This is a genomic window from Amycolatopsis sulphurea (assembly GCF_002564045.1).
In the GTDB taxonomy this organism is placed as follows: Bacteria; Actinomycetota; Actinomycetes; order Mycobacteriales; family Pseudonocardiaceae; genus Amycolatopsis; species Amycolatopsis sulphurea.
The window spans coordinates 1,315,179-1,338,243 of the sequence record NZ_PDJK01000001.1 but is presented as its reverse complement, the minus strand read 5'-3'; the positions used below and the strand labels follow the sequence as shown (position 1 = coordinate 1,338,243).

The 23,065-nt window shown below is 70.1% G+C and carries 21 protein-coding genes; 16 read left to right on the top strand and 5 right to left on the bottom strand.

All coding sequences use genetic code 11. The annotated features are described in order from the left end of the window. Positions 1–20: 20 nt before the first annotated feature. Positions 21–1,658, top strand: coding sequence for an ABC-F family ATP-binding cassette domain-containing protein (locus tag ATK36_RS06035; RefSeq protein ID WP_098510188.1), 1,638 nt, complete (start codon positions 21–23; stop codon positions 1,656–1,658). A 31-nt stretch (positions 1,659–1,689) separates the two neighbouring features. Here ATK36_RS06035 and ATK36_RS06030 read toward each other — a convergent pair whose 3' ends face one another. Further along, complete coding sequence (locus tag ATK36_RS06030; protein ID WP_098510187.1) at positions 1,690–2,118, bottom strand: PPOX class F420-dependent oxidoreductase; 429 nt, start codon at positions 2,116–2,118, stop codon at positions 1,690–1,692. 31 nt (positions 2,119–2,149) lie between these two features. Further along, the gene (locus ATK36_RS06025) at positions 2,150–3,094 is read right to left on the bottom strand and encodes an RNA polymerase subunit sigma-70 (protein ID WP_098510186.1); all 945 of its coding nucleotides are present in this window, start codon (positions 3,092–3,094) and stop codon (positions 2,150–2,152) included. Between the two features lie 292 nt (positions 3,095–3,386). Here ATK36_RS06025 and ATK36_RS06020 point away from each other — a divergent pair, with 292 nt between their 5' ends. Further along, on the top strand, positions 3,387–4,421 hold the full coding sequence (locus ATK36_RS06020) for a FecCD family ABC transporter permease (RefSeq protein ID WP_245914431.1): 1,035 nt from the start codon (positions 3,387–3,389) through the stop codon (positions 4,419–4,421). Continuing rightward, entirely contained in the window at positions 4,418–5,443 is a 1,026-nt protein-coding gene (locus ATK36_RS06015) for a FecCD family ABC transporter permease (protein WP_098510377.1), read from the top strand. Before ATK36_RS06020 ends, ATK36_RS06015 begins: the two co-directional genes overlap by 4 nt. A gap of 8 nt (positions 5,444–5,451) precedes the next feature. Here the strand turns inward: ATK36_RS06015 and ATK36_RS06010 are convergent, their stop codons facing one another. Continuing rightward, positions 5,452–6,321, bottom strand: coding sequence for a DMT family protein (locus ATK36_RS06010; protein WP_425427361.1), 870 nt, complete (start codon positions 6,319–6,321; stop codon positions 5,452–5,454). A gap of 238 nt (positions 6,322–6,559) precedes the next feature. Here ATK36_RS06010 and ATK36_RS06005 point away from each other — a divergent pair, with 238 nt between their 5' ends. Together ATK36_RS06005 and ATK36_RS06000 are read left to right on the top strand one after the other, a co-directional pair. Next, on the top strand, positions 6,560–7,270 hold the full coding sequence (locus tag ATK36_RS06005; RefSeq protein WP_098510185.1) for an MBL fold metallo-hydrolase: 711 nt from the start codon (positions 6,560–6,562) through the stop codon (positions 7,268–7,270). A 123-nt stretch (positions 7,271–7,393) separates the two neighbouring features. Continuing rightward, positions 7,394–8,389, top strand: coding sequence for an iron-siderophore ABC transporter substrate-binding protein (locus ATK36_RS06000; protein WP_211291796.1), 996 nt, complete (start codon positions 7,394–7,396; stop codon positions 8,387–8,389). Between the two features lie 313 nt (positions 8,390–8,702). Here the strand turns inward: ATK36_RS06000 and ATK36_RS05995 are convergent, their stop codons facing one another. Both ATK36_RS05995 and ATK36_RS05990 read right to left on the bottom strand, forming a co-directional pair. Beyond that, positions 8,703–9,308 carry a hypothetical protein gene (locus ATK36_RS05995; protein ID WP_245914363.1) on the bottom strand — a complete coding sequence of 202 codons (606 nt, stop codon included), beginning with the start codon at positions 9,306–9,308 and terminating at the stop codon, positions 8,703–8,705. A 17-nt stretch (positions 9,309–9,325) separates the two neighbouring features. Then, on the bottom strand, positions 9,326–11,149 hold the full coding sequence (locus ATK36_RS05990; protein ID WP_245914361.1) for a sigma-54-dependent Fis family transcriptional regulator: 1,824 nt from the start codon (positions 11,147–11,149) through the stop codon (positions 9,326–9,328). Positions 11,150–11,312: 163 nt separating this feature from the next. Here ATK36_RS05990 and ATK36_RS05985 point away from each other — a divergent pair, with 163 nt between their 5' ends. The 11 genes from ATK36_RS05985 to ATK36_RS05935 all read left to right on the top strand — a co-directional run bounded on the left by ATK36_RS05985 (position 11,313) and on the right by ATK36_RS05935 (position 23,010). Further along, positions 11,313–11,582, top strand: coding sequence for a hypothetical protein (locus ATK36_RS05985; protein WP_098510182.1), 270 nt, complete (start codon positions 11,313–11,315; stop codon positions 11,580–11,582). A gap of 136 nt (positions 11,583–11,718) precedes the next feature. Continuing rightward, entirely contained in the window at positions 11,719–13,371 is a 1,653-nt protein-coding gene (locus ATK36_RS05980) for a ferritin family protein (RefSeq protein WP_098510181.1), read from the top strand. A 92-nt stretch (positions 13,372–13,463) separates the two neighbouring features. Continuing rightward, the gene (locus tag ATK36_RS05975; protein ID WP_098510180.1) at positions 13,464–14,513 is read left to right on the top strand and encodes an NADH:ubiquinone reductase (Na(+)-transporting) subunit F; all 1,050 of its coding nucleotides are present in this window, start codon (positions 13,464–13,466) and stop codon (positions 14,511–14,513) included. A gap of 37 nt (positions 14,514–14,550) precedes the next feature. Beyond that, entirely contained in the window at positions 14,551–15,720 is a 1,170-nt protein-coding gene (locus tag ATK36_RS05970) for a ferritin family protein (protein ID WP_098510179.1), read from the top strand. Continuing rightward, the gene (mimD, locus tag ATK36_RS05965) at positions 15,717–16,088 is read left to right on the top strand and encodes a propane 2-monooxygenase effector subunit MimD (protein ID WP_098510178.1); all 372 of its coding nucleotides are present in this window, start codon (positions 15,717–15,719) and stop codon (positions 16,086–16,088) included. The genes ATK36_RS05970 and mimD overlap by 4 nt, the downstream gene beginning before the upstream one ends. A gap of 31 nt (positions 16,089–16,119) precedes the next feature. Continuing rightward, positions 16,120–17,157, top strand: coding sequence for an amidohydrolase family protein (locus ATK36_RS05960; protein WP_098510177.1), 1,038 nt, complete (start codon positions 16,120–16,122; stop codon positions 17,155–17,157). Between the two features lie 17 nt (positions 17,158–17,174). Next, the gene (locus ATK36_RS05955) at positions 17,175–17,906 is read left to right on the top strand and encodes an iron-sulfur cluster assembly protein (RefSeq protein ID WP_098510375.1); all 732 of its coding nucleotides are present in this window, start codon (positions 17,175–17,177) and stop codon (positions 17,904–17,906) included. Continuing rightward, positions 17,903–18,928: an NAD(P)-dependent alcohol dehydrogenase gene (locus ATK36_RS05950; RefSeq protein ID WP_098510176.1), complete on the top strand. Its 1,026-nt coding sequence runs from the start codon at positions 17,903–17,905 to the stop codon at positions 18,926–18,928. Before ATK36_RS05955 ends, ATK36_RS05950 begins: the two co-directional genes overlap by 4 nt. 57 nt (positions 18,929–18,985) lie before the next feature. Further along, entirely contained in the window at positions 18,986–20,677 is a 1,692-nt protein-coding gene (groL, locus tag ATK36_RS05945) for a chaperonin GroEL (RefSeq protein ID WP_098510175.1), read from the top strand. Positions 20,678–20,707: 30 nt separating this feature from the next. After that, a complete protein-coding gene (locus ATK36_RS05940; RefSeq protein WP_245914359.1) occupies positions 20,708–21,415 on the top strand; it encodes a GPR1/FUN34/YaaH family transporter in 708 nt (235 codons plus the stop codon). 290 nt (positions 21,416–21,705) lie between these two features. After that, positions 21,706–23,010 carry an MFS transporter gene (locus ATK36_RS05935; RefSeq protein ID WP_098510174.1) on the top strand — a complete coding sequence of 435 codons (1,305 nt, stop codon included), beginning with the start codon at positions 21,706–21,708 and terminating at the stop codon, positions 23,008–23,010. Positions 23,011–23,065: the final 55 nt, after the last annotated feature.

Sequence of the window (23,065 nt, the reverse complement as noted above, 5' to 3'; positions counted from 1 at the left end):
CCCGTAGACTCGGCCGCGACATGAGCGCCACACTCGTCGCGAAGGACCTGGCCGCGGGCCACGGTGATCGCGTTCTCTTCGCCGGACTCGATCTGGTCGTCGCCCCGGGTGACGTGATCGGGCTGGTCGGGGTCAACGGGGCGGGCAAGTCCACGCTGCTGCGCACGCTGGCGGGGCTGGCCCGGCCGGAGTCGGGGGAGATCCGCCTGAACCCGCCGGCCGCCACGGTCGGCCACCTCCCGCAGGAGCCGGAACGGCGCGCGGGCGAAGCGGTGCGCGAGTTCCTCGCCCGCCGCACCGGGGTGGCAGAGGCGCAGGCCGCCCTCGACGCCGCCACCGAAGCGCTCACGGCCGGGGCGGAAGGCGCCGACGACGCGTACGGCACCGCGCTCGACCGCTGGCTCGCGCTGGGCGGCGCCGACCTCGACGACCGCGCCGCCGAGGTGGCCGCGGACCTCGGCCTGACCGTCGGTCTCGACCAGCCGATGACGTCGCTGTCCGGTGGGCAGGCGGCCCGCGCCGGGCTGGCGTCGCTGCTGTTGAGCCGATATGACGTGTTCCTGCTTGACGAGCCCACGAACGATCTCGACCTGGACGGGCTGGCCCGGCTGGAGCGGTTCGTCACCGGGCTGCGTGCCGGGACCGTGCTGGTGAGTCACGACCGGGAGTTCCTTGCCCGCACCGTGGATCGCGTGGTGGAGCTGGACTTGGCCCAGCGTCAGGTGCGGGCGTACGGCGGCGGGTACGAGTCCTATTTGGAGGAACGCGCGGTCGCGCGGCGGCATGCGCGGGAGGACTACGAGGAGTACGCGAACACCCGCACCGCGCTGGAATCCCGGGCGAGCACGCAGCGGGCGTGGATGGAGAAGGGCGTGAAGAACGCCCGGCGCAAGGCCCCCGACAACGACAAGGTGGGCCGCAAGTTCCGCAGTGAGGCCACCGAGAAACAGGCGTCGAAGGCCCGGCAGACCGACCGGATGATCGAGCGGCTGGAGGTGGTCGAGGAGCCGCGGAAGGAATGGGAGCTGCGGATGGAGATCGCCGCGGCCCCACGCGCCGGTGCGGTCGTCGCCACGCTGCGCGGGGCGGTCGTGCGCCGCGGCGGGTTCACGCTCGGCCCGGTGGATCTCCAGGTGGACTGGGCGGACAAGGTCGCGATCACCGGGGCGAACGGCGCGGGCAAGACCACGCTGCTGGCCGCGTTGCTCGGCCGGGTGCCGCTCGACGAGGGCAACGCCGCGCTCGGTCCCGGCGTCGTGGTCGGCGAGGTCGACCAGGCTCGACGGTTGTTCCTGGGGGAGGTGCCGCTGGCCGAGGCATTCTCGCGCGAGGTGCCTGCGTTCGCGGACGCGGAAGTGCGCACTCTGCTGGCGAAATTCGGTCTCAAGGCGGCGCACGTGCTGCGCCCGGCCGGCACGCTCTCGCCCGGCGAGCGCACCCGGGCCGCGCTGGCCCTGCTGCAGGCCCGCGGGGTCAACCTGCTGGTGCTGGACGAGCCGACCAACCACCTCGACCTGCCCGCGATCGAACAGCTCGAGTCCGCTTTGGACGAATACCCGGGCACTCTGCTGCTGGTCACCCACGACCGCCGGATGCTGGACGCCGTCTCGGTCACCCGCCGCCTCGCAGTCGACCGCGGCCACGTCACCGAACACTGACCCGCGCGGCCATTCCGGTAGCGAGGTCGACTCAGCCGGCTACGGCGTCGACGCCGGTCAGCCGGGCCGGACGGACGCGTACCAGGACCTTCCCCGGCGAGACGGCGTAGCCGACGTATCCGTCCCTGGCCTCGGCGGGCAGGTACCGCCGGGCGATTGCCTCGGCGCCCGCGCGGACCTGCGCCGGGTCGGCGACGATCTCGCCGTCGCCCTCGACGGTGACGAACGAGTACGGCGCCACGTCGTCGTGCACGGTCAGCGCCAGCGTCGGCGTGTTGTCCAGGTTGCGTCCCTTGACGCTGTCCCGGCTGAGATTCAGCAGCACGTCGGAGCCGTCGACCGCGTACCAGAGCGGCACCGCGTGCGGGCGTCCGTCCGGACGGACGGTGGCGAGCACCGCGCTGCGGGTGCCTTCGGCGAGGAAGGCCAGCGCACGGTCAGGAGTCATCGTGGTGGGCATTGGAACCTCCGGAATCAGTGTCAAATCAGGGTCAGTAGGTGGCGGCGAGGCCGAACGCGGGGAACAGCGTTGCGTCGAACGTGGTGAATTCGGCGACCTTGCCTTCGCGCATGCGCATGACGTCGAGCTTGAACGCGCGGAAGACGGTGTCCCCGGGACGGCGCAGATAGCTGGCCAGGGTGGGCTGGCGGTTCGCACGCGTGGTGACCAGCCGCCAGTCGCCCATCCGGTCCGGGCCGAAGGCGATCTCGTGCAGCGGCGCCATCGAGGCGAGGCCGTCGTAGCAATCCGGGTTCGGCGGCATGGTCACGCGCACGTCGTCGCGGATCAGCGTGGTGAACGCGCTGGTGTCGCACTCCTCGTGGGCGCGGGCGAGCTTCCGCACGAGTTCGCGTTCCTCGGTGGTCGGATCGTCGGTCACCCATTCGGCAGAGCGCGCGGGCAGCCGGTCCCGCATGGTGGCGCGCGCCCGCTGGAGCGCGCTGTTCACCGACGGCACGCTGCTTTCCAGCAGCGTCGCGGTCTCGGCGGCCGGCCAGTCCAGTACCTCGCGCAGGATGAACACGGCGCGTTGCTGCGGGGGCAGGAACTGCAGCACGGCGAGGAATCCGAGTTCGATCGTCTCGCGCGCCACCGCGGCTTCCTCGGGTGCTTCGTCGAGCAGCCGGTCCGGATACGGCTGCAGCCACGGCACTTCGGCGAACGAGGTCAGCGCCGGAACCTGACGGCCGCGGCGGCGGATCGCGTCGAGACACGCCGTCGTGGCCACCCGGTACAGCCAGGCACGCAGGTTGGTGCCGTCCTCGTACTGCTCGCGCGAACGCCATGCGCGCAGCATCGTGTCCTGTACGGCGTCGTCGGCGTCCTCGAACGAACCGAGCATCCGGTAACAGTGCACGTGCAGTTCGCGGCGGTGCTGGTCGGCGCGCGCGGCGAACTCGGGGTCGGCGGCGATGAGCTGCTCCATTCCGGTCATGGCGGATTCCCTCCGGTGCGAGTCTGCCCTGCTGGCAGCGCTTACGGGAGGTGGAACGACGCCTGGCCCGGAAACTCATCGGTCCGCCGACGACTCTTTCCGGCGGGCCCCGAGGCTCTCGGCGAAGGCTGTGAAGGGGCCCTTCACGGACTCAGAGTCCGTGAAGGGCCCCTTCACAGCCCTGCGTCAGTGCCCGCCGTGGTCACCGGCACCACCGTGTCACTCGTCGTGGAAAGGTTAGGTTAGTCTAAGCTTTGCTGCCCTGTTCCCCGGAGGTGTCGTGGTTGTCAGCGTGAGCCCACCGGCGCCGGTGGGCCCGCCGGTCCGGCGTGGCCGGACGGCGCGTGGTACCGGGCTGATCGTGGCGTTCGCCGCGCTCGTGCTCATCATGCTCGTGAGCGTCTGGATCGGTTCGAAGAGCATCCCGTTCGGCTCGATCTGGTCGGTGCTCTGGCACGCCGACGGCAGCGCGGACGCCGTGATCATCCACGATCAGCGCATCCCGCGGACGCTGCTGGGCGCGCTCGTCGGCGCGGCGCTCGGGCTGGCCGGCGCGGTGATGCAAGCGTTGACCCGCAACCCGCTGGCCGATCCCGGGCTGCTCGGGGTGAACAACGGCGCCTCCGCCGCGGTGGTGTCCGCGATCGCGTTCTTCGGGGTCAGCGGCGTGCTCGGCTACGTCTGGTTCGCCTTCCTCGGCGCGGCCGTGGCCTCGGTGGTGGTGTACGTGCTGGGCACGACGGGCCGGGCCGGAGCCAGCCCGGACAGGCTGGTGATGTCCGGCGCCGCGCTCACCGCCGTGCTGCAGGCGTACCTGAGCGCGATCCTGCTGCTCGACCCGAACACCTTCAACCAGTTCCGGTTCTGGAACGTCGGCTCGCTCAGCGGCCGCCGGGCGGACGTGCTGGTGCAGATCGCGCCGTTCGTGGCCGTGGGGATCGTGCTGGCCCTGCTGCTGGCGCGGCCACTGAACGCGCTCGCGCTCGGCGAGCAGACCGGGCGGGCACTGGGCGCGCGGCCCGGCCGGACCCGGGTGCTCGGCGCGGTCGCGGTGACCCTGCTGTGCGGCGCCTCGACCGCGGCGATCGGGCCGATCACGTTCATCGGGCTGGCCGTCCCGCAGATGGTGCGGATCCTGGTCGGCCCGGACCAGCGCTGGGTGCTGCCCTACTCGATGGTGCTCTCCCCGGTGTTGCTGCTCGGTTCGGACGTCGTGGGCCGGGTGCTGAACCCGCCGGAGGAGCTGCAGGTCGGCATCGTCACCGCGTTCCTCGGCGCGCCGGTGTTCCTGGCGCTGTGCCGGCGGCGGAAGCTGGCGCGGCTGTGACCGCCCTGCGGGAGCGGCCCGCGGCGGTCCGGGTGCGGCCGCGGGCGCTGGTCACCGCGATCGTGCTCCTGGTCCTGGTGTTCGCGCTGGCCGCGGTGAGCATGACCACCGGGGACTATCCGCTGTCGGTGGCGGACGTGGTCAAGACGCTGTTCGGCTTCGGCGATTCCGGCACCGAGTTCATCGTGACCACGCTCCGGCTGCCACGGCTGGTGCTCGCGGTGCTGGTCGGCGCCGCGCTCGCGGTGAGCGGCGGGATCCTGCAGAGCCTGTCCGGCAATCCGCTGGGCAGCCCGGACGTGATCGGTTTCACCCAGGGCTCGGCTACCGGCGCGCTGCTGGTGATCGTGCTGGCACACGGCGATTCCGGGCAGGTCGCGCTCGGCGCGCTGGCCGGGGGAATACTCACCGCGCTGGTGGTCGGGCTGCTCGCCTACCGCCGCGGCGTTCAGGGCTTCCGGCTGATCCTGGTGGGCATCGGGATGGCCGCGATGCTGCTCGCGGCGAACTCGTACCTGGTCACCCGCGCCTCGCTGCAGGACGCCTTTTCGGCGCAGGCCTGGCAGGTGGGCGGGCTCAACGGCCGTGGCTGGGAGGAGGCCGTCCCGCTCGCGGTGGTCGTGGCGGTGCTGCTGCCGGTGGCCTTCGGCCTCGGGCGGCGGCTCTCCCTGCTGGAGATGGGCGACGACGCGGCCAAAGGCCTCGGCGTGCCGGTGGAACGCAGCCGGACGCTGCTGATCGTCGCCGCGGTGGTGCTCTGCGCGGTCGCCACGGCGGCGGCCGGACCGATCTCCTTCGTCGCGCTTTCCGCGCCACAGCTGGCGAAACGGCTCACACGCGCGGCGCAGCCGGTCCTGGTGTGCTCGGCGCTGATGGGGGCGCTGCTGCTGGTCGCGAGCGATCTGGTGACCCGGGTCGTGTTCGGCGAGGAGGGCCTGCCGGTGGGTATCGCCACCGCCGCGATCGGCGGGCTGTACCTGATGTGGCTGCTGTCCAGCCAATGGCGGCGCAACCGCGGCTGAACACCGAGTCAGTGCTCGGCCGGTTCGGGGGCCTGCTCGATCGGCGTCGGCTCGCCGAACCGGGCCAGCGCGAGCGCCGCCGCGACCGCGAGCACGAACCCGGCCAGCGCCACCACCAGGAATCCCGGCCGGGTGCGGTCGCCGAGGAGCACGACGCCGATCAGGGAGGGCAGCACGGTCTCGCCGAGCACCATCATCGCGGTCGAGGTGGTCACGCTGCCGCGCTGCAATGCCGTGGCGTAGAACAACATCGCCAGGCCGCCCGCGACGGCCACCACGTACAGCGCGGGATCGCGCAGCAGGTCCAGCGGGGCGAGGCTCGGGATCACCCGGCCGCTCACCGCGACCACGCCGAAGCACAGCCCGGCGACCAGCCCGAGCGCGGGCGTCCGGATCCGGCGCCCGGCTTTGCCCGCGGCCAGCCCGGCCACCCCGAGCACCACGACCGTGCCGATCAGAGCGAGCCGGAAACCGAGACCGACCTCGTTCGCCCCTTCGCTTTCCGCGGACGAGCCGAGCAACGCCAGCCCCGCGCAGACCACCGCGACCGCGGTCCACTCGCGCGCACCCAGCCGGACGCCGAATACCCGCACGGCCACCGCCGTCACCGCGAGGCTGGCGGCCTGCGTCGCCTGGACCACGAAAAGCGGAAGCACGTGCAGCGCACCGATCTGCGCGACGAACCCGAGGACGTCGAGCCCCAGCCCGACCACGAACTTCCACTGCCGGAGCACCCGCAGCAGCAGCCGCGGATCGACGCCCGCGCCGGCGTCCGGCGTTCCGGCAAGTTGGTCGCGGACCCGGGCGATGCGGAGGTGTGTGCGACCACCTCGTGGCGTGCGCCGGACCGGTTTCGGGTCCGTGAAGGGGCCCTTCACGGACTCAGAGTCTGTGAGGGGCCCCTTCACGGACTTCCACACCGACTTTGCCGACACCCTGCCCGCGCCGGCGTCCGGCGTCGCTTTCGCCGCCACCGCCTGCATCACCGAAGCGACGCCGTAGGCGACGGCTGAAAGCAACGCGCCCAGGAATCCCCACACCATGGCGTCGACCCTATGCCGGTCGTGATCGGCGCGCGCCGCCCGGACTCGCCGGCCCGGCCGATAGGCTGCGGGCATGGCAGATCAGCTGTACTTCCGCCAGTTGCTCGCCGGCCGGGACTTCGCGGCCGGCGATCCGGTCGCGACCCAGATGAGGAACTTCGCCTACCTCGTCGGCGACCGGGAGACCGGGGAAGCGGTGGTGGTCGACCCGGCCTACGCGGTGCGCGACCTGGTGGCCCTGCTCGAAGCGGACGGGATGCGGCTGACCGGCGCGATCGCCACGCACTACCACGCCGACCACGTCGGCGGCGACCTGATGGGCATTCCGCTGCCCGGGATCGCCGAGCTGCTCGCCGAAGCGCCGGTGCCGGTGCACGTCAACGCGGTGGAACGGGAGTGGGTCCGCCGGGTCACCGGCGTGCCCGAGGCCGACCTGCGCGCGCACGAGCACGACGATGTGCTGAGTGTCGGCTCGATCGACATCCGGCTGCTGCACACGCCCGGGCACACCCAGGGCAGCCAGTGCCTGTTGATCGGCGACCGGCTGATCACCGGGGACACGCTGTTCCTCGAAGGCTGCGGCCGCACCGACCTGCCCGGCGGCGATGCGGACGAGATCTTCCGCAGCCTGCAGGGCCTCGCCGGGCTGCCCGGCGACCCGGTGGTCTACCCCGGGCACCAGTACTCGCCGGAGCCCTCGGCCGCGCTGTCGCGGGTGAAGGCGGCCAACTTCGTGTTCCGGCCGCGGTCGCTGGAGCAGTGGCGGCAGTTGTTCTCGGGCTGACCGGGCGCCGAGGCGGGTCGGCCGGGGCCGCCGACGGCGTCGTGCCGGAATGAGGTTAGGCTAACCTCGTGTCCGGTTCGGCGCCGGGTTTCGCGGCGCCCGGGAGAAAGGTCCGTCGTCATCGTGAACAAACCCTCCCTCCTCGGTGCGGTGTCCGCTGCCGCACTGCTCCTGCTGAGCGCGTGTTCGAGCGGGACGGAGCCCGCCAAGCCCGCCGATGGCGCCGCGGCGGCCGACGGGTCCGCGTTCCCGGTCACCGTGCCGACGAAGTTCGGCGACGTCACCGTGGAGAAGAAGCCCGAACGCGTGGTCGCGCTCGGCTGGGGTGACGCGGAGACGGCGCTGGAGCTGGGCGTCCAGCCGGTCGGGGCGTCGGACTGGCTGCAGTTCGGCGGCACCGGCGTCGGCCCGTGGGACGCGGCCAAGTACCAGACCCCGCCGCAGCTGATCCAGACGCTCGAACCGAGCTACGAGAAGATCGCCGCGCTCAAGCCCGACCTGATTCTCGACGTGCGCGGCTCCGGTGATCAGAAGCGGCACGACCTGCTCTCGAAGATCGCGACCACGGTCGGGGTCCCGGCCGGGGCGGACAACTACCTGACCTCCGCCGAGCAGGAGACCAAGACCATCGCCGCCGCGCTCGGCGCGAAGAAGCAGGGTGACGAGCTGCTCGCCAAGGTGGACAAGGCTTTTGCCGCGGCGGCCGCGGCGCACCCCGCGTGGAAGGGCAAGTCGGTCACGGTGGCGACCCGCACCGCGGAGGGCTGGGGCGCCTACACCGAGGGCGACGTGCGCCTCGGGTTCCTGCAGAAACTCGGCTTCACGCAGTCGCCCTCGATCGCGAAGCTCAAGCCGAACTCGGGCGGGTTCTCCGCCTCGATCTCCGACGAGCAGCTCGGTCTTCTGGACGCGAACCTGATCGTCGCGTTCCCGATCTTCATCGACCGCAAGCAGATCGACGGCGATCCACAGTGGACACTGATCCCGGCGGTCAAGGACAACCGCTCGATCGTGATCGACGGGGAGCTGTCCAACGCGTTCTCCGCCGGCACCCCGGGCGCGCAGCTCTACGCGCTCGACAAGCTCGTGCCGCTGATGGAGAAGTCCGGGCTCAAGTAGGTCCCGCTGACCCGGGTCCGGCAGGTCCGGGACAGGGCGTCGGCAAAGTCGGTGTGGAGGGCCCTGCGCAGCTGTGGAGGGCTGTGAAGGGCCCCTTCACGGACCCGAAACCGGTCGGGCAGCCACGGCTCTGTCTGCTGATCACGGGCCCTCGACCAACTTTGCCGAGGCCCTGGATGCTGAGTCTGTGAAGGGCCCCTTCACGGACCCGGGACAGGTCTGGCGCACACCGCGTGGTGGTCGCGCGTCTCGAACACCTCCGCTGGTCACGGGTCCTCGACCGACTTTGCCGGGACCCTGCGGGTCCGCCAGGTCAGAGGCGCTCGGGGGAGACTTCGATCAACGGCAGTTTCTCCAGCTCCGCAACGGACATCGACCCCGTCGCGCGGCGCAGCCGGTCCTGATGCTCGGTGATCCGGCGTTCCACGATCCCGCTGAGTTCGTAGGCCAGCGCGCCGGTCTGGCGGACGGTGGTGTCGTCCAGCGCGGCGTGCGGGGTGGAGGTGACGGCGATGCCGGCGGCGTGTCCTCCGGCGTCCTGCGCGGCACCGACCGCGAACTGCTCGCGCGGGTTGCGGGAGGGGTCGGCGTAGTGCTTGCGCAGCTTCCGCAAAACCTTGTGCCACTCCAGGACTTCGCCGCGCAACCGGGTCGAGGTGACGTCCTCGTCGGTCAGCGGGCCACGGGCGAAGCATCGCGCGTAGGACAGCAGCGCGGTCGTCCACAGCGACTCCACGGTCAGGTCGTCCCGTTCGCCGTCGCGGGCGAGCGCCGCGATCAGCCGTTCACAGCAGGTCAGCACGGTCTGCAACTCGTCGAGCGCGGACACGAGCCCGGCCAGTGCCTGCGCGTCCGGGGTGGCGAGCTGCCGGATCGCTGAGGGCCGGTCGGTCGCGTTCGTCTTGCCGGGGTTCGTCATGGGAGGGCCTGCTTGCCTCAACGGTCGGGGGTGACGATGCCGTACTCGTGGATCTTGCGGTAGATCGTCGCTCGCGAGACGCCGAGCAGCCGTGCCGCGCGGGCTTTGTTGCCGTCCGCGTCCTCCAGGCCGCGCACGATCGCGTCGCGTTCGGTCTCTTCGAGGCGGTTGAGCTGCTTGCGTGCGACGGTGTGGAATTCCGGCGGCAGATCGTAGGGATGGACGGCTCCGGTCCGGCGCTGCTGCCCGACCCGTTTGAGCACCGCGTAAAGCTGCGTGATGTTGCCCGGCCAGGCAGCCCGCATCAGCAGGTGCATCGCCGTCGGTGCGCAGGTGAGCTGGCCACCGTGGCCGAGTCTGGACAGGAAGAGCGGCACCAGCTCGCTCAAATCCTCCGCGTGCGCGCGTAGCGGCGGAACGGTGACGGTGCGCGGGAAGAGCGACAGCAGGGCGGCCAGTTCGGACCCGGTCCCGGTGTCCGAACCCAACGTGAGCACGACCCACGGCGGCTTCGCGCCGGACGGCGAGCGGGCTTCGCGAAGCACCTCGGCGAGGGTATGTGCCTCCGGCACGCCGAGCCGGTCGGCGTGCCGGACGATCAAGGCTTCCACCGGATCCGTGAGCAGATCCTCGGCCAGCTCCCGGTCCCAGGACGGACCGGCGAGGACGGCGTCGAGCGTGTGCACCCGGCCTGCTGGGTTGTGCCGCCGGTGCACACCTTGGGCCACGGCGTGCTTGCCGGTGCCCGGTTCGCCCGCGAGGACCAGCCAGTCGCGCCGCGCGTACGCGTCGTCGACTTCATGACAGCAGCGCAACCACAGGGCCGACGAGCCGACCACGCCCGGCAGATACAGCGGCAGGATCGGTGCCGCCTGCACCCGCTCGTCGTCGTTCTCCAGGAGCTTGGCCGACAGCACGGTGCCGGCGGTGGACGTCTCGTTGTCTCCGCTGATCGTGCGGCAGTGCATCCGCACCCGGCTGCCGGTGGTCAATGCGACGGTGGCGGTCGCCCGCGGGCCGGTGGCCAGCGCTTCGGCGGCGTGGGCCAGCAGCACGGTCTGGTCGGCCGGGTCCAGCAGCTGCCGCGCGGCGTCGTTCATCATCACCAGGTTGTCGTTGACCGCCATGACGATGCCCGTGCTGCGGCGGCACGCTTGCAGATATGCCTGGAACAGGATCAGTTCACGGATATTGCTGTGCAGCAGCAGCGACTGTCGGATCTGCTCGGCCGCCGTGCGGGCCAGCGCGATCAGCAGCCCGCCGGCGTCCCGGCGCCAGCAGGTGAGGTCGACCGCGCCGATCGTCTTGCCGGAGATCGGGTGCTGGATGGGCACCGCCGCGCAGGCGAGGTCCTCCAGGTGCTCGGCGTAGTGCTCGTGGCCGAACACGTGCGTCGGCCGTCCCTCGTACAGCGCGGTCCCGATCCCGTTCGTGCCCACGAACCGCTCGCCGTAGCTGAATCCGGGCAATAACTCCACTCCCTCCAGATGCCGGTGCAGGTCCGGGTCGCCGGTGCGCTGGCTCAGCACGACTCCGCTCTGGTCGGTCACGATGAGGCTGATCGGCTGCCCGGCGAGCTGGTCACCCAGCCGGGCGAGCACGGGCGCGGCGCCGCGGACGAGGGGGACGTCGAGATCCCGGTCGTCGACGTAGGGCAGGGCGATGTGATCGGCGGGCACCCGGAAGTCGCGCGAGCGGCGCCAGGAGGACAGGATCGGCTGCCGCACCTGGTCGGTCTCGACTGCGGCGGACGTCAGGAACCGCACCCGGACCTGCGCCAGGTTGTCGTCGTCGGCGGCCACGGTGGCCGGAGGACTCTTCGATTGGGGAAGATCGTCCACGGGATCTCCCTCCTGCGCCCGCCGGGCACGGCGGAAGGAACGCATGCGGGTGTCCTGGGTGCCAGCGTACGGGACCGGACGCGCCCCGGCGGTGTCTCAGATTGAGACAGCTCCGGGACCGGTCCGGGCGTCTGCTGGATGAGGGGGACGAAGGAGGCGCCCGATGTCCGGCGAGCGGCCGTCCCGGCCGGCACCGCAGACCTGCAACCCGTGGACGATCGTCGACCTGGTCTTCCAGTACCTGGCCGACCAGGGCCTGCGGCCGGTACTGGGGGAGACCGGCAATCCCGGCGAACCGGCCGCGCAGCTGCTGTGCGTGCTCGGGATCGTGCCGGAAAAGCAGGGCGACCAGCGGGCGCGCGACGCCGCGAAGGAGGAGCTCGCACGGTTGCGCACGACGTTGCTGGACGAGCCCGGAGATGTCCCAGATTGAGACTCGGCGCCCGTGCGGGCGGGCTTCTAATCGAAGTGTGGGACGTGCGTCCCGAGCCGAACCGTGCTGCCCGATCCGGGCGCCAGGTCGGTGCAGCACCAGCCGTCGGTGCGAGCGACGGGTGAGGAGATACCCCATGAGCCGCCAGAGTGTGGCGAAGGCCCATCAGAAGATCCAGGAACTGTCCTGGGAACCGGCCTATCACGAGCCGGTGTCGCAGTACGGGACCGACTACACCTTCCAGAAGGCGAAGAAGAAGGACCCGCTCAAGCAGGTTCTGCGGTCCTACTTCCCGATGCAGGAGGAAAAGGACCACCGCGTGTACGGCGCGGAGGACGGTGCCATCCGCGGCAACATGTTCCGTCAGGTGCAGGAGCGCTGGCTGGAGTGGCAGAAGCTGTTCCTGAGCATCATCCCGCTGCCGGAGATCTCGGCGGCCCGGGCGATGCCGCTGCTGTTCCGCACGGTGCCGAATCCGGAGCTGCACAACGGCCAGGCGATCCAGATGATCGACGAGGTCCGGCACTCCACGATCCAGCAGAACCTCAAGCGCCTCTACATGAACAACTACATCGACCCGGCGGGCTTCAACTCCAGCCTGCGCAACTTCCAGAACGACTACTGCGGGACCATCGGCCGGCAGTTCGCCGAGGGGTTCATCACCGGCGACGCGATCACCGCGGCCAGCATCTACCTGACGATCGTCGCGGAGACGGCGTTCACCAACACGCTGTTCGTGGCCATGCCCGCCGAGGCCGCCGCCAACGGCGACTACCTGCTGCCGACGGTGTTCCACTCGGTGCAGTCCGACGAGTCCCGGCACATCAGCAACGGCTACGCGACGCTGCTGATGGCGCTGTCCGACGAGAGCAACCACCAGCTGCTCGAACGCGACCTGCGGTACGCGTGGTGGAACAACCACCGGGTGGTGGACGCCGCGATCGGCACGTTCATCGAATACGGCACGAAGGACCGCCGCAAGGAACGGGAAAGCTACGCGGAGATGTGGCGCCGCTGGATCTACGACGACTACTACCGCAGCTACCTGGTACCGCTGGAGAAGTACGGCCTGGTCATTCCGCACGACCTGATCGAGGAGGCGTGGAACCAGATCTGGAACAAGGGGTACGTGCACGAGGTGGCCCAGTTCTTCGCGACCGGCTGGCTGGCCAACTACTGGCGGATCGACCCGATGACCGACGAGGACTTCGAGTGGTTCGAGTACAAGTACCCCGGCTGGTATGACAAGTACGGCAAGTGGTGGGAGAACTACGCGCGGCTGTCCATGCCGAACGGGCACAACCCGATCGCGCTGGAAGACGTCGACTACGTGTACCCGCATCGCTGCTGGACCTGCATGGTGCCGTGCCTGGTCCGCGAGGACATGGTGATGGAGAAGGTGGACGGGCAGTGGCGGACCTACTGCTCGGAGCCGTGCCGCTGGACCGACGCCGAGGCGTTCCGGCCGACCTACCAGGGCCGGCAGACGCCGAACATGGGCCAGCTGATCGGCCTGCGGGAGTGGGAGACCCTCTACCACGGCTGGAACTGGGCGGACGTCGTGTCCGACATGGGCTACGTCCGCGACGACGGGAAGACGCTGGTCGCGCAGCCGCATCTGAACCTGGATCCGAGCAAGATGTGGACGCTGGACCACCTGCGCCGGTGCCCGCCGCTGCAGAGCCCGAACGTGCTGCTCAACGAGATGACCGATGCCGAGCGAGCCGCGTTCGCGGCCGACTACAACCGCCAGGGGCCGGCCGGGCGCCCGGCGCCCGCGAACGTCTGAGGCGGACCGGGAGAGCCGGCAGCGGAAGGGTTCCACCGGGTCCTTCCGCCGCCGGTGCCGCGGGAGCGCAGCGCCGGACCCGATGAGGAGCCATGGGAGAAAAGCACCTGGTGCGGTTCGAGCCGGTCGGGATCGAGATCGAGGCCGACGAGGACCAGACCGTTTTGCGTGCCGCGGCCGAGCAGGGCGTGCTGCTCATGCACGGCTGCAAGGAGGGCCAGTGCGCCTCCTGCAAGTCGTTCCTGCTCGAAGGCGACGATGTCGAGCTGGATCGTTACTCGACCTTCGCGCTGCCCGACTACGAGAAGGAGGAGGGGTTCACGCTGCTGTGCCGGGCGCACGCCTACGAGGACCTGACGATCGAGTTGCTCAACTACGACGAGGAGATGATCCGCTCCGGGCTGCCGATCGTGCGGGCGGTCGTGGAGGTGGTGTCGGCCGAGCACGTCACGCACGATCTGCGGCACCTGATCGTGCGGCTGGTCGAGCCTGCGGAGCTGAAGTTCTTTCCCGGGCAGTACCTGGACTTCGCGATCCCGGGCACCGCGGAGACCCGGTCGTTCTCGATGGCGAACGTCCCGGGACGGGCGGGCGGCCGGCTGGAGTTCGTGATCAAGATCTATCCGGACGGGTTGTTCTCCCGGTTTCTCGACACCCAGGTCCACCCCGGCGACCGGCTGGAGGTCTCCGGGCCGTTCGGCGCGTTCACCCTGCGGGACGCGCCGGGCGCCGATCTGGTCTTCGTCGGCGGCGGAGCGGGCATGGCGCCGATCCTGTCGCTGCTGCGGTCGATGGCCGAGCGTGGCATCGACCGGAAGGCGACCTTCTACTACGGCGCGCGGGCCAGGCGGGACCTGTGCTTCGAGCAGGAGTTGCGGGCGTTGGAGGAGACATTGCCGTCGTTCCGCTACGTGCCCGCCCTGTCCGAGCCCGGGGAAGAGGACGAGTGGGACGGGGCGACCGGCCTGATCACCGACGTGCTGCGCCGCAGCGAGTCCGATCTGGCCGGTGCCGACGCGTATGTGTGCGGGCCGCCGCCGATGGTGGAGGCCGCGCTGGACCTGCTGCCGAAGCTCGGGGTCGCGGAGAAACGCGTCTTCTACGACAAGTTCACCACCACCGGGGAGCCGGACGGGCCCTGACCGGGACGAATTCCTTGACAGGTAAAGGAAGAAGCCGATGACCACCACGCCAGAGCGCAGCGTGCCGAAGCCGGTTTTCACCGACGCCGAGGCGGGCGCGAAGAACTTCCCGGACGCGACCCTGCGCCGGTTCACCTACTTCACCCCGGCCAAACGCAAGCAGAACCACTACGAGGACGTCACGGTCGAAGTGCAGCCCGATCCCCGGCACTACCTGTCGCAGGGCTGGCTGTACGGATTCTCGAACGGGGTCGGCGGCTATCCGCTGGAGTGGACGAAGCTCAAGGCCTGGGGCAGCGACCGCCCGGTGCCCGCGCACGGGCCCGGCACCGGTGGCAAGGGCTACGACTGGCCTGCGCTGGGGTGGCACGAATTCCGTGACCCCAACGAGGAATGGGAGATGACGCTCTACCGCTACAACGCGAACGTGGTCCGCCAGCTGAACCAGAACATCGAGGCGGCGCGCCAGTGCAAGGCCTTCGAGCAGTGGAACCCGAACTGGGTGTCGTTCGTGGCGCGGCATCTCGGCGCGTGGATGCACGTGGACCACGGGCTGGGCCTCTACCTGTTCGCCAACGCCAACCGGCGCGCGCCGACCAACATGCACAACAACGCGATCTCGGTCAACAGCATGCACCGGATCCGCGCCGCGCAGGACATCGCGCTGTACAACCTCACCTTGACCGAGGAGATCGAGGGCTTCGACGGCTCGGCCCACCTGAGCACCTGGGATTCCGACCCGGTTTGGCAGGGCGTTCGCCGGGTCGCCGAGGAGCTGACCGGCATCGACGACTGGTGCGAGGCGATCTTCGCGGCCAACGTGGTATTCGAACCGCTGATCGGCGAGATGTTCCGCAGCAACCTGGTCCAGCAGGCCGCGCCGGGCAACGGGGACTTCGTCACTCCGACCCTCGTCGGCGCCGCGGAGTACGACTTCGCCGAGCGGGACCTGCGCTACACCCGGGCGATGTTCCGGCTGCTGACCGACGACCGGGAGTTCGCGGAGCACAACAAGAACCTGCTGCAGCGGTGGCTCGCGGACTGGGTGCCCCGCTGCCTCGCCGCGGTGCGGACGCTGCAGCCGCTGTGGTCGCAGCCCGACGCGAAGCCACCCAGGTTCGAAGACGGTCTCGACCGGGCGAAGAGCCGGTTCGAGGGCATCCTGTCCGATCTCGGCCTGCACACACCGAAGGAGCTGGCGCAGTGACTACGTTCACCACGGCGGAAAGCCCGTTCAAAGTCGACAGCACCGCCTCCAACCGGTGCGGCTTCACCTTGATGAACAACCAGGTCGGCGTGATCGTCTCGGAGGTGATGGACCGCTACGACAATGTCACCATCACCCCGCTGCCGTCGATGATCCGGGTCGACGCGGCCGGCCGGATGGACGTGGTGTACGCGGACATCGACGAGGCCGCCGGCGAGGAAGAGGGCTGGTTCAACTCCGCGGAGTTCGAGGAGAGCATGTCCACTCACTACGGCCGGATGGTGCATCTCGACGATCGCACGATCATGTTCGCCAACCCCGAGGACGCGGCCGAGTATCTCGACTTCGACCTCAAGCCCCTCCGCTGAACCGCGGCCGCGAGCCCCCGGGAGGACAACGATGTATGAGAAGGACGGCGAAAAGTACTTCGTGGTCGACGGCCACACGCATTTCTGGGACGCCAGCCCGCAGAACTGGGTTCCCGGGCAGGAGGAGTACGCGAAGGGCTGGATCGAGTGCTTCCACGCCTACCAGGGGCTCGGCCCACCCGACACGCACTGGCCGATCGACCGGTTCCAGAAGTACTCCGAAGAGCTGATGATGCACGACCTGTTCGAGGTCGGGCACGTGGACAAGGCGATCTTCCAGCCGACCAACCTCCGGCAGTGGTACGTCGACGGGTTCAACACCACCGAGGCCGACGGCGCGATGGCGGAGCGGCACCCGGGCCGGTTCCTGGTCAACACGACGTTCGACCCGCGTGAGGGCGAAGCGGGGATGCGCGCGTTCGAGGAACGGGTGAAGCGCTACGGCTGCAAGGGCGTCAAGCTCTACACCGCCGAATGGCGGGGCGACTCGCGCGGCTGGAGCCTCAAGGATCCCGAAGCCGCCCGGTACCTGGAAAAGTGCGAGGAACTCGGGGTCCGGAACATTCATGTCCACAAAGGACCGACGATCTGGCCGCTGGACAAGGACGCCTTCGATGTGTCCGACATCGATTACGTCGCCACCAATTTCCAGGGCTTGAACTTCATCGTCGAGCACGTGGGCCTGCCCCGCATCGAGGACTTCTGCTTCATGGCCACCCAGGAGCGCAACGTCTACGCCGGCCTCGCGGTCGTCGTCGGCGGCCTGATGCACGCGCGGCCGAAGTTCTTCGCGAAGGTGATGGGCGAGCTGATGTTCTGGCTCGGCGAGGACAAGCTGATCTTCGGCGCCGACTACGCGATCTGGGAGCCGAGGTGGCAGGTGGAAGGTTTCGTCGACTGGACCATGCCCGCCGATGACGAACTGTCCGACTTCGCGCCGCTGACGGTGGTCCAGAAGAAGAAGATCCTCGGTCTCAACGCGGCCCGGCTCTACGACATCGACGTGCCCGCCGAGTTGCGGGTCGAAGACGCGCCGGTCGTCGAACCGGTCGGTGTGCCGGGGCCATGACGGCCACGGACGCCGCGATGGCCCGGACCGCTCCGCTGCCGGTCGCCCCCTCTGGGGACCTGGCGGCGGCGGTCCGGTCGGCGCTGGACACGGTGCGCGACCCCGAGCTGGACGAACCGGTCACCGATCTGGGGTTCGTCGAGCGGCTGGAGGTCGAGGCGGGCCGGGTGGTCGTGCGGCTGCGGCTGCCGACCTACTTCTGCGCGCCGAACTTCGCTTTCCTGATGGTCGCGGACGCCTATGACGCGGTGTCGTCGGTGCCGGGCGTCGTCACGACCGAAGTGGTGCTGCAGGACCATTTCGCCGCCGAGGCGATCAACCAGGGAGTCGCGGCGCGTGCCGGTTTCGTCGCGTCTTTCGCGGGCGAGGCGGTCGACGAGCTGGACGGGCTGCGCGCGGATTTCCTGCGCAAGGCCGTGCTGGCCGGGACCGACCGGGTGTGCCGGGCGCTGACGGCAGCGGGCCGGGATCGGGCCGAGCTTGCGGGGCTGACCCTCGGTGACGCGCCCGCGGGCGCCGACCGGGAACGGCTGCGTGCCCGCCGGCACGAACTGGGCCTGCCCGCCGGGGACGGCGACCCACTGCTGGTCGACTCGTGGACCGGCGCCGCGGTGCCGGCCGGGGAGCTGACCCGGCACCTGGGTCTGGCGCGGCTGACGCGGACCGGTCAGGAGGCCAATTCGGCGGTCTGCCGCGGCATGCTGCGCGCTCGCTATCCGCAGGTCGCAGAAGAGGAGGGCCGATCATGAAAGCTGTGCGGCTGCACGCCTACCATCAACAGCCGGTGATCGAGGAGGTCGACGAGCCGGCGGTCAAAGGCCCGTTCGACGTCGTCGTCAGGATCGGCGGCGCCGGCGTGTGCCGTACCGATCTGCACATCATCGAGCAGCAGTGGGCGGAGAAGTCCGGGGTGACCCTGCCTTACACGATCGGGCACGAGAACGCGGGCTGGGTGCACGAGATCGGCTCGGCGGTGTCCACTGTGGACGTCGGTGACCCGGTGATCCTGCATCCGACCCCGACGTGCGGGCTGTGCCCGGCCTGCCGTGCGGGAAACGACATGCACTGCGCCGATTCGGCTTTCCCGGGTATCGACTGCGATGGCGGTATGGCGGAGTACCTGCTCACTTCGGCCAGGGCGTGTATCAAGCTCGACCCGGGGACCCGGCCCGAGGACGTCGCCGCGCTCGCCGACGCCGGGATCACCGCCTACCACGCGGTGCGCAAAGCCGTCCCGCTGCTGTACCCGGGGACGGTGTGCGTGGTCAACGGCGCCGGGGGACTGGGGCACATCGGCATCCAGTCGCTGCGCGCGCTCACCGCGACGACGATCGTGGTGGTGGACCGCAATGCCGAGGCGCTGTCCCTGGCCGGGGAGCTGGGTGCCGACCAGACCGTGCTCGCCGACGGCAAGCAGGTCGACGCGGTACTCGACCTCACCGGCGGGCAGGGCGCCGAGGTGGTGCTGGACTTCGTCGCCGAGCAAGGCGCCCAGCAGGACGCGTTCGCGATGACCCGGCGGGGCGGTGCGCAGTTCGTGATCGGGTACGGCGGCACGCTCGAAATTCCCGCGATCGACCTGATCTCGACCGAGCGGAGCGTGGTGGGCAACCTGGTGGGCACCTACAACGACCTCGCCGAGCTGATGGTGCTCGCACAGACCGGCCGGGTCGCCCTGCACACCGTGAAGTACCCGCTGGACGCCGCGCTGGACGCACTCGCCGATCTGGACCACGGCCGGGTGCGTGGCCGGGCGATCCTCACGCCCTGATCTCTCCCCGGCCCCGCCGGTGGACCCCACGCTGGAGGACACAGAGGAGCACGCACGATGGCCAAGGAACTGCGCTTCGGCCCGGAGGCCCGCGACCTGCTGCGGACCGGAGTCGACAAGCTCGCGGAGGCGGTGAAATCGACGTTGGGGCCCAAGGGCCGCAACGTGATCATCGAGAAGATCACTGGTTCGCCGGTGGTGACCAACGACGGGGTGACCATCGCCCGGGAGGTCCACCTGAAGGACCAGTTCGAGAACATGGGTGCCCAGCTGGTCAAGGAGGCCGCGATCAAGACCAACGACGTGGTCGGGGACGGCACCACCACCGCGACGGTGTTGGCCCAGGCCATCGTGCGGGAGGGGATGGCGGCGATCGCCGAGGGCGGCAACCCGGTGCTGCTCAAGCGTGGCATCGACCACGCGGTGGCCCGGCTGGTCGAGCATCTGGAGAAGGCCGCGCACCCGATCCGGGACGAACGGGATCTCGCCCGGGTGGCGGCCATTTCGGCGAACGACGACGACGCGGTCGGCGGGATCATCGCGAAGGCACTGCGCACGGTCGGCGAAACCGGCGTCGTCACCGTCGAAGAGTCGCCCACTCTCGGGATGAGCGTCGAATTCGTCGAAGGGTTCGAGTTCGACAACGGCTACGTCTCGCCGTATCTGGTCACCGATCCGGGCCGGCTGGAAGCGGTGCTGGACGACCCCTACATCCTGATGTGCGCGGAGAAGGTGACGAAGGTCCAGCAGCTGATGCCGGTGCTGGACAAGATCATGCGCGCGCCCCGGCCGCTGGTGCTGATCGCGGAGACGGTGGAAGGCTCCGCGCTGAGCATGCTGGTGCACAACCACGTCAACGGCACGTTCCGGGCGGTGGCCGTGCGGGCACCGGGGTTCGGCGACCGCAGGCTGCACAAGCTGGAGGACCTCGCGGCCGTGGTCGGCGGCTCGGTGCTGTCCCGGCAGTCGAGCTTCACCATGGAGACGATGGCCCTCGAACATCTGGGCCGGGCCCGTCAGGTGCGGGTCACCGCGAACGCCACGTCGATCGTCGGCGGCGGCGGGTCGGCCGAGGACGTCGAATTCCGGGTCCGGCAGCTGCGGGCCGAACGCGAGCGTGCCCAGTTCGGGATCGACGAGGACGTGCTCACCGAGCGCATCGGCGCGCTGACCGGGCAGGTCGCGCTGATCCGGGTCGGCGCGGCGACGCCGGCCGAACTGAAGGAACTGCAGCACCGGGTCGAGGACGCGCTGTCGGCGACCCGGGCCGCGATGGCCGAGGGCATCGTGGCCGGCGGCGGCGCCGCGCTGCTGCACGCGGAGAAGGTCCTGTCCGGCCTTGATCTCGACGGCGACTACGCGACCGGCGCGGAGATCGTCCGGCGAGCGCTGGGCGAACCGGCGTTCCTGATCGCGGCCAACGCGGGCTGCCCGGCGCAAGAGGTCGTCGAGCGGACCCGCGGGCTCGGGGACGACGAGGGCTTCGACGCCCTGGCGGAACGCTACGGCGACCTGATCGAGCTGGGCGTGCTCGATCCGTTGCGGGTCTGCCGTTCGGCGCTGCAGAACGGCGCCTCGGTGGCGGGCTTACTGCTCACCACGAACTCGCTGATCGCCGAGGAACAGACCCCCTGGGGTGGCAGCCCGGCGCTGATGACCGAGTTCGGTCCGCTCGACGAGGGCCTGCATCAGCCCTCGCCGGATGCCAGCACACCGCAGTCACTCGGAATGGGGCCTTCTGTGGGTTGATTCCGGTCGAAGGAACAGAGGTTGATGGCAATGACGCACGAAGTACACAGCAACGAATCGCCGGCGACACCCAGCGCGCACGAGGTGCGCACGATGGTCGAGCGGGAACACCCGCCCGCACCGGACGCCCCGCCCGAAGGCGGCGTCGGCGCCGGCGGCGACCCGTTGATCGTCGCACTGCCGATCTTCGCGGTCGGCTCGCTCGCGCTGGGCGTCACCCTGATCGGCGCCCTGCCCGCGGTCACGCTGGGTTCGGTCATCCCGATCGTCCTGCTGGGCACCGGGTTGTTCCTCGGCGTGGTCACCGTGTGGGCCGCGGCGCTGGGACAGACGATGGTCGCCGGGATCACCGGCACGTTCTCCGGGTTCTGGCTCAGCCTCGGCGCACTCCTGCTCGGGTTGACGCACAACTGGTACGGCATCGCCGGGACCAACGCGGCGGCCGTCTCGGGCACTCAGGAGTTGTTCTTCATCGCCTGGGGCTGCCTGTTCCTGTTCCTGCTGATTCCCGTGCTGCGGCTGCCCGCGATCTACCCGGCGATCGTCGGACTCGTGGTGGTGGCCCTCGCACTGGGCGCGGCCTCGGCGCACACCGGCAACGCCACGCTGCTCAAGGTCGCCGGGTACGTGGTCCTGGTCTTCGCGTTCCTGGGCTTCTGCGCGTTCGTGAACGTCGGATTGACCGCCATGGGAGCGAAGCGGCCTCTCCCGCCGATCGGCGCGCCGCTCATGTCGTAACCCCTGAGGCGGGCAGAGAGGACGGGACCGCACACGTCCGCCCATCGAGGCTGTGAAGGGGTCCTTCACGGACTCTGAGTCCGTGAAGGACCCCTTCACAGCCCCCTGCCGCACGGAGAGTCACGCTGTTGGGCGACAGGCGTGGCCGAAGGACTGTCCTGGACGGAACGGGCGTGGCCCGGTACGGGGCGTGCATCACGACGGTGGCACGATTCCCCCCGACCACTACCGGCCACCGGCGATGATCGATCAGGTATGCGTTCGCCGGACCGCCTTTGCAGGAGGACCCCTTGGCGACGCTGTCCCGCCGGACGATCTACCGCTATTCGCTCGGCTCGTTCGTCACGGGCTCGTTCGGCACCGTGCCGGGGCTTCTCCTGTTGCCGTATCTGACCGACACCATGGCGGTGCCCGCCGCGGCGGCCGGGGTGATCGTGTTCGTCCCCAAGGCGTGGGACGTGGTGTTCAACCCGATCGCCGGCCGGCTCTCGGACGCCGACCTGGTGCGTACCGGCAGCAGGCGGCGGTATCTGCTGCGCGGCGGGATCGGCGTGGCGATCCTGTTCGCGGCCCTGTTCGCGCATCCGGGATTCGGCAAGCCGGTGGCGGACGCGACCTACGTGGTGGCCGTGTTCTTCCTGTGCGCCACCGCGTATGCCTTCTTCCAGGTGCCGTTCAACGCGCTGCCCGCCGAGCTGACCGAGTCCGCGGCCGAGCGCACCCGGCTGACCAGCGTGCGGATCGGCGTGCTGGCGGTGGCGATCCTGATCGCCGGCGGTGGCGCCCCGGCGATCACCGATGCGCTCTCCGGCGTGGCGGGTTACCGGGTCATGGGCCTGGTGATGGCGGTGATCATCCTGCTCGCGACGCTCGGGGTCTACTTCGGACTCCGGAACGCGCCGGTCGGCTCCCTGCGGCCGAACACCGTGCGGATCAAGGAACTCGTCCGCACCATCGCGCAGTGGCGGCCGTTCCGCTGGCTGCTCGGCGTCTACTTCATCCAGGCGCTCGGCATCGGCACCGTGCTCGCCGCGATCCCGTACTTCGCCCGGCACGTGCTCGGCGATCCCGGCTATCGCACGGTGATCTTCGTGGCGTTCGTCGGGCCGGCGCTGGTCACCATGCCGCTGTGGCCGCGGCTGGGCCGGCGGTGGGGCAAGCTCGCCGGGTTCCGGATCGCGACCGTCTCGTTCTTCGCCGGGCTCGTCGCGATGTACTTCGCCGACGTGCTGCCGTTGGCGCTTACGCTGGTGTTCGTCGCGCTGGCCGGGGTCGGCTACGCGGGGATCTCGGTGTTCCCGCTGGCGATCCTGCCGGACCTGATCAGCGACGAGGAGGAGCGCACCGGCGAGACCCGCGCGGGCATCACGGCCGGGGTGTGGACCGCGTCCGAGACGCTGGGGCTGGCGCTCGGCCCCGGGCTGTTCGGACTGGTGCTGCAGGCGGGCGGCTACGTGCCGAGCACGGATTCCACCGCGGCGCAACCGGATTCGGCGGTCACCGCGATCGTGCTCGGCTCGTCGGTGCTGCCCGCGGTGCTGATCGTGCTGGGCATCCCGCTGCTGCGCCGTTCGGTACTGCAGCGGCGGTCGTGACACGGCGCTCCCGCCCCTCCGCCCGCCCTCACCCCGAAGGCTGTGAAGGGGCCCT

What these genes read in the sequence shown, in the direction of transcription:
- ATK36_RS06035 (WP_098510188.1), top strand. Translation starts at nt 21, where the DNA reads ATGAGCGCCACACTCGTCGCGAAGGACCTGGCCGCGGGCCACGGTGAT.
- ATK36_RS06030 (WP_098510187.1), bottom strand. Translation starts at nt 2,118, where the DNA reads ATGCCCACCACGATGACTCCTGACCGTGCGCTGGCCTTCCTCGCCGAA.
- ATK36_RS06025 (WP_098510186.1), bottom strand. Translation starts at nt 3,094, where the DNA reads ATGACCGGAATGGAGCAGCTCATCGCCGCCGACCCCGAGTTCGCCGCG.
- ATK36_RS06005 (WP_098510185.1), top strand. Translation starts at nt 6,560, where the DNA reads ATGGCAGATCAGCTGTACTTCCGCCAGTTGCTCGCCGGCCGGGACTTC.
- ATK36_RS05995 (WP_245914363.1), bottom strand. Translation starts at nt 9,308, where the DNA reads ATGACGAACCCCGGCAAGACGAACGCGACCGACCGGCCCTCAGCGATC.
- ATK36_RS05985 (WP_098510182.1), top strand. Translation starts at nt 11,313, where the DNA reads ATGTCCGGCGAGCGGCCGTCCCGGCCGGCACCGCAGACCTGCAACCCG.
- ATK36_RS05980 (WP_098510181.1), top strand. Translation starts at nt 11,719, where the DNA reads ATGAGCCGCCAGAGTGTGGCGAAGGCCCATCAGAAGATCCAGGAACTG.
- ATK36_RS05975 (WP_098510180.1), top strand. Translation starts at nt 13,464, where the DNA reads ATGGGAGAAAAGCACCTGGTGCGGTTCGAGCCGGTCGGGATCGAGATC.
- ATK36_RS05970 (WP_098510179.1), top strand. Translation starts at nt 14,551, where the DNA reads ATGACCACCACGCCAGAGCGCAGCGTGCCGAAGCCGGTTTTCACCGAC.
- ATK36_RS05960 (WP_098510177.1), top strand. Translation starts at nt 16,120, where the DNA reads ATGTATGAGAAGGACGGCGAAAAGTACTTCGTGGTCGACGGCCACACG.
- ATK36_RS05955 (WP_098510375.1), top strand. Translation starts at nt 17,175, where the DNA reads ATGGCCCGGACCGCTCCGCTGCCGGTCGCCCCCTCTGGGGACCTGGCG.
- ATK36_RS05950 (WP_098510176.1), top strand. Translation starts at nt 17,903, where the DNA reads ATGAAAGCTGTGCGGCTGCACGCCTACCATCAACAGCCGGTGATCGAG.
- groL (WP_098510175.1), top strand. Translation starts at nt 18,986, where the DNA reads ATGGCCAAGGAACTGCGCTTCGGCCCGGAGGCCCGCGACCTGCTGCGG.
- ATK36_RS05940 (WP_245914359.1), top strand. Translation starts at nt 20,708, where the DNA reads ATGACGCACGAAGTACACAGCAACGAATCGCCGGCGACACCCAGCGCG.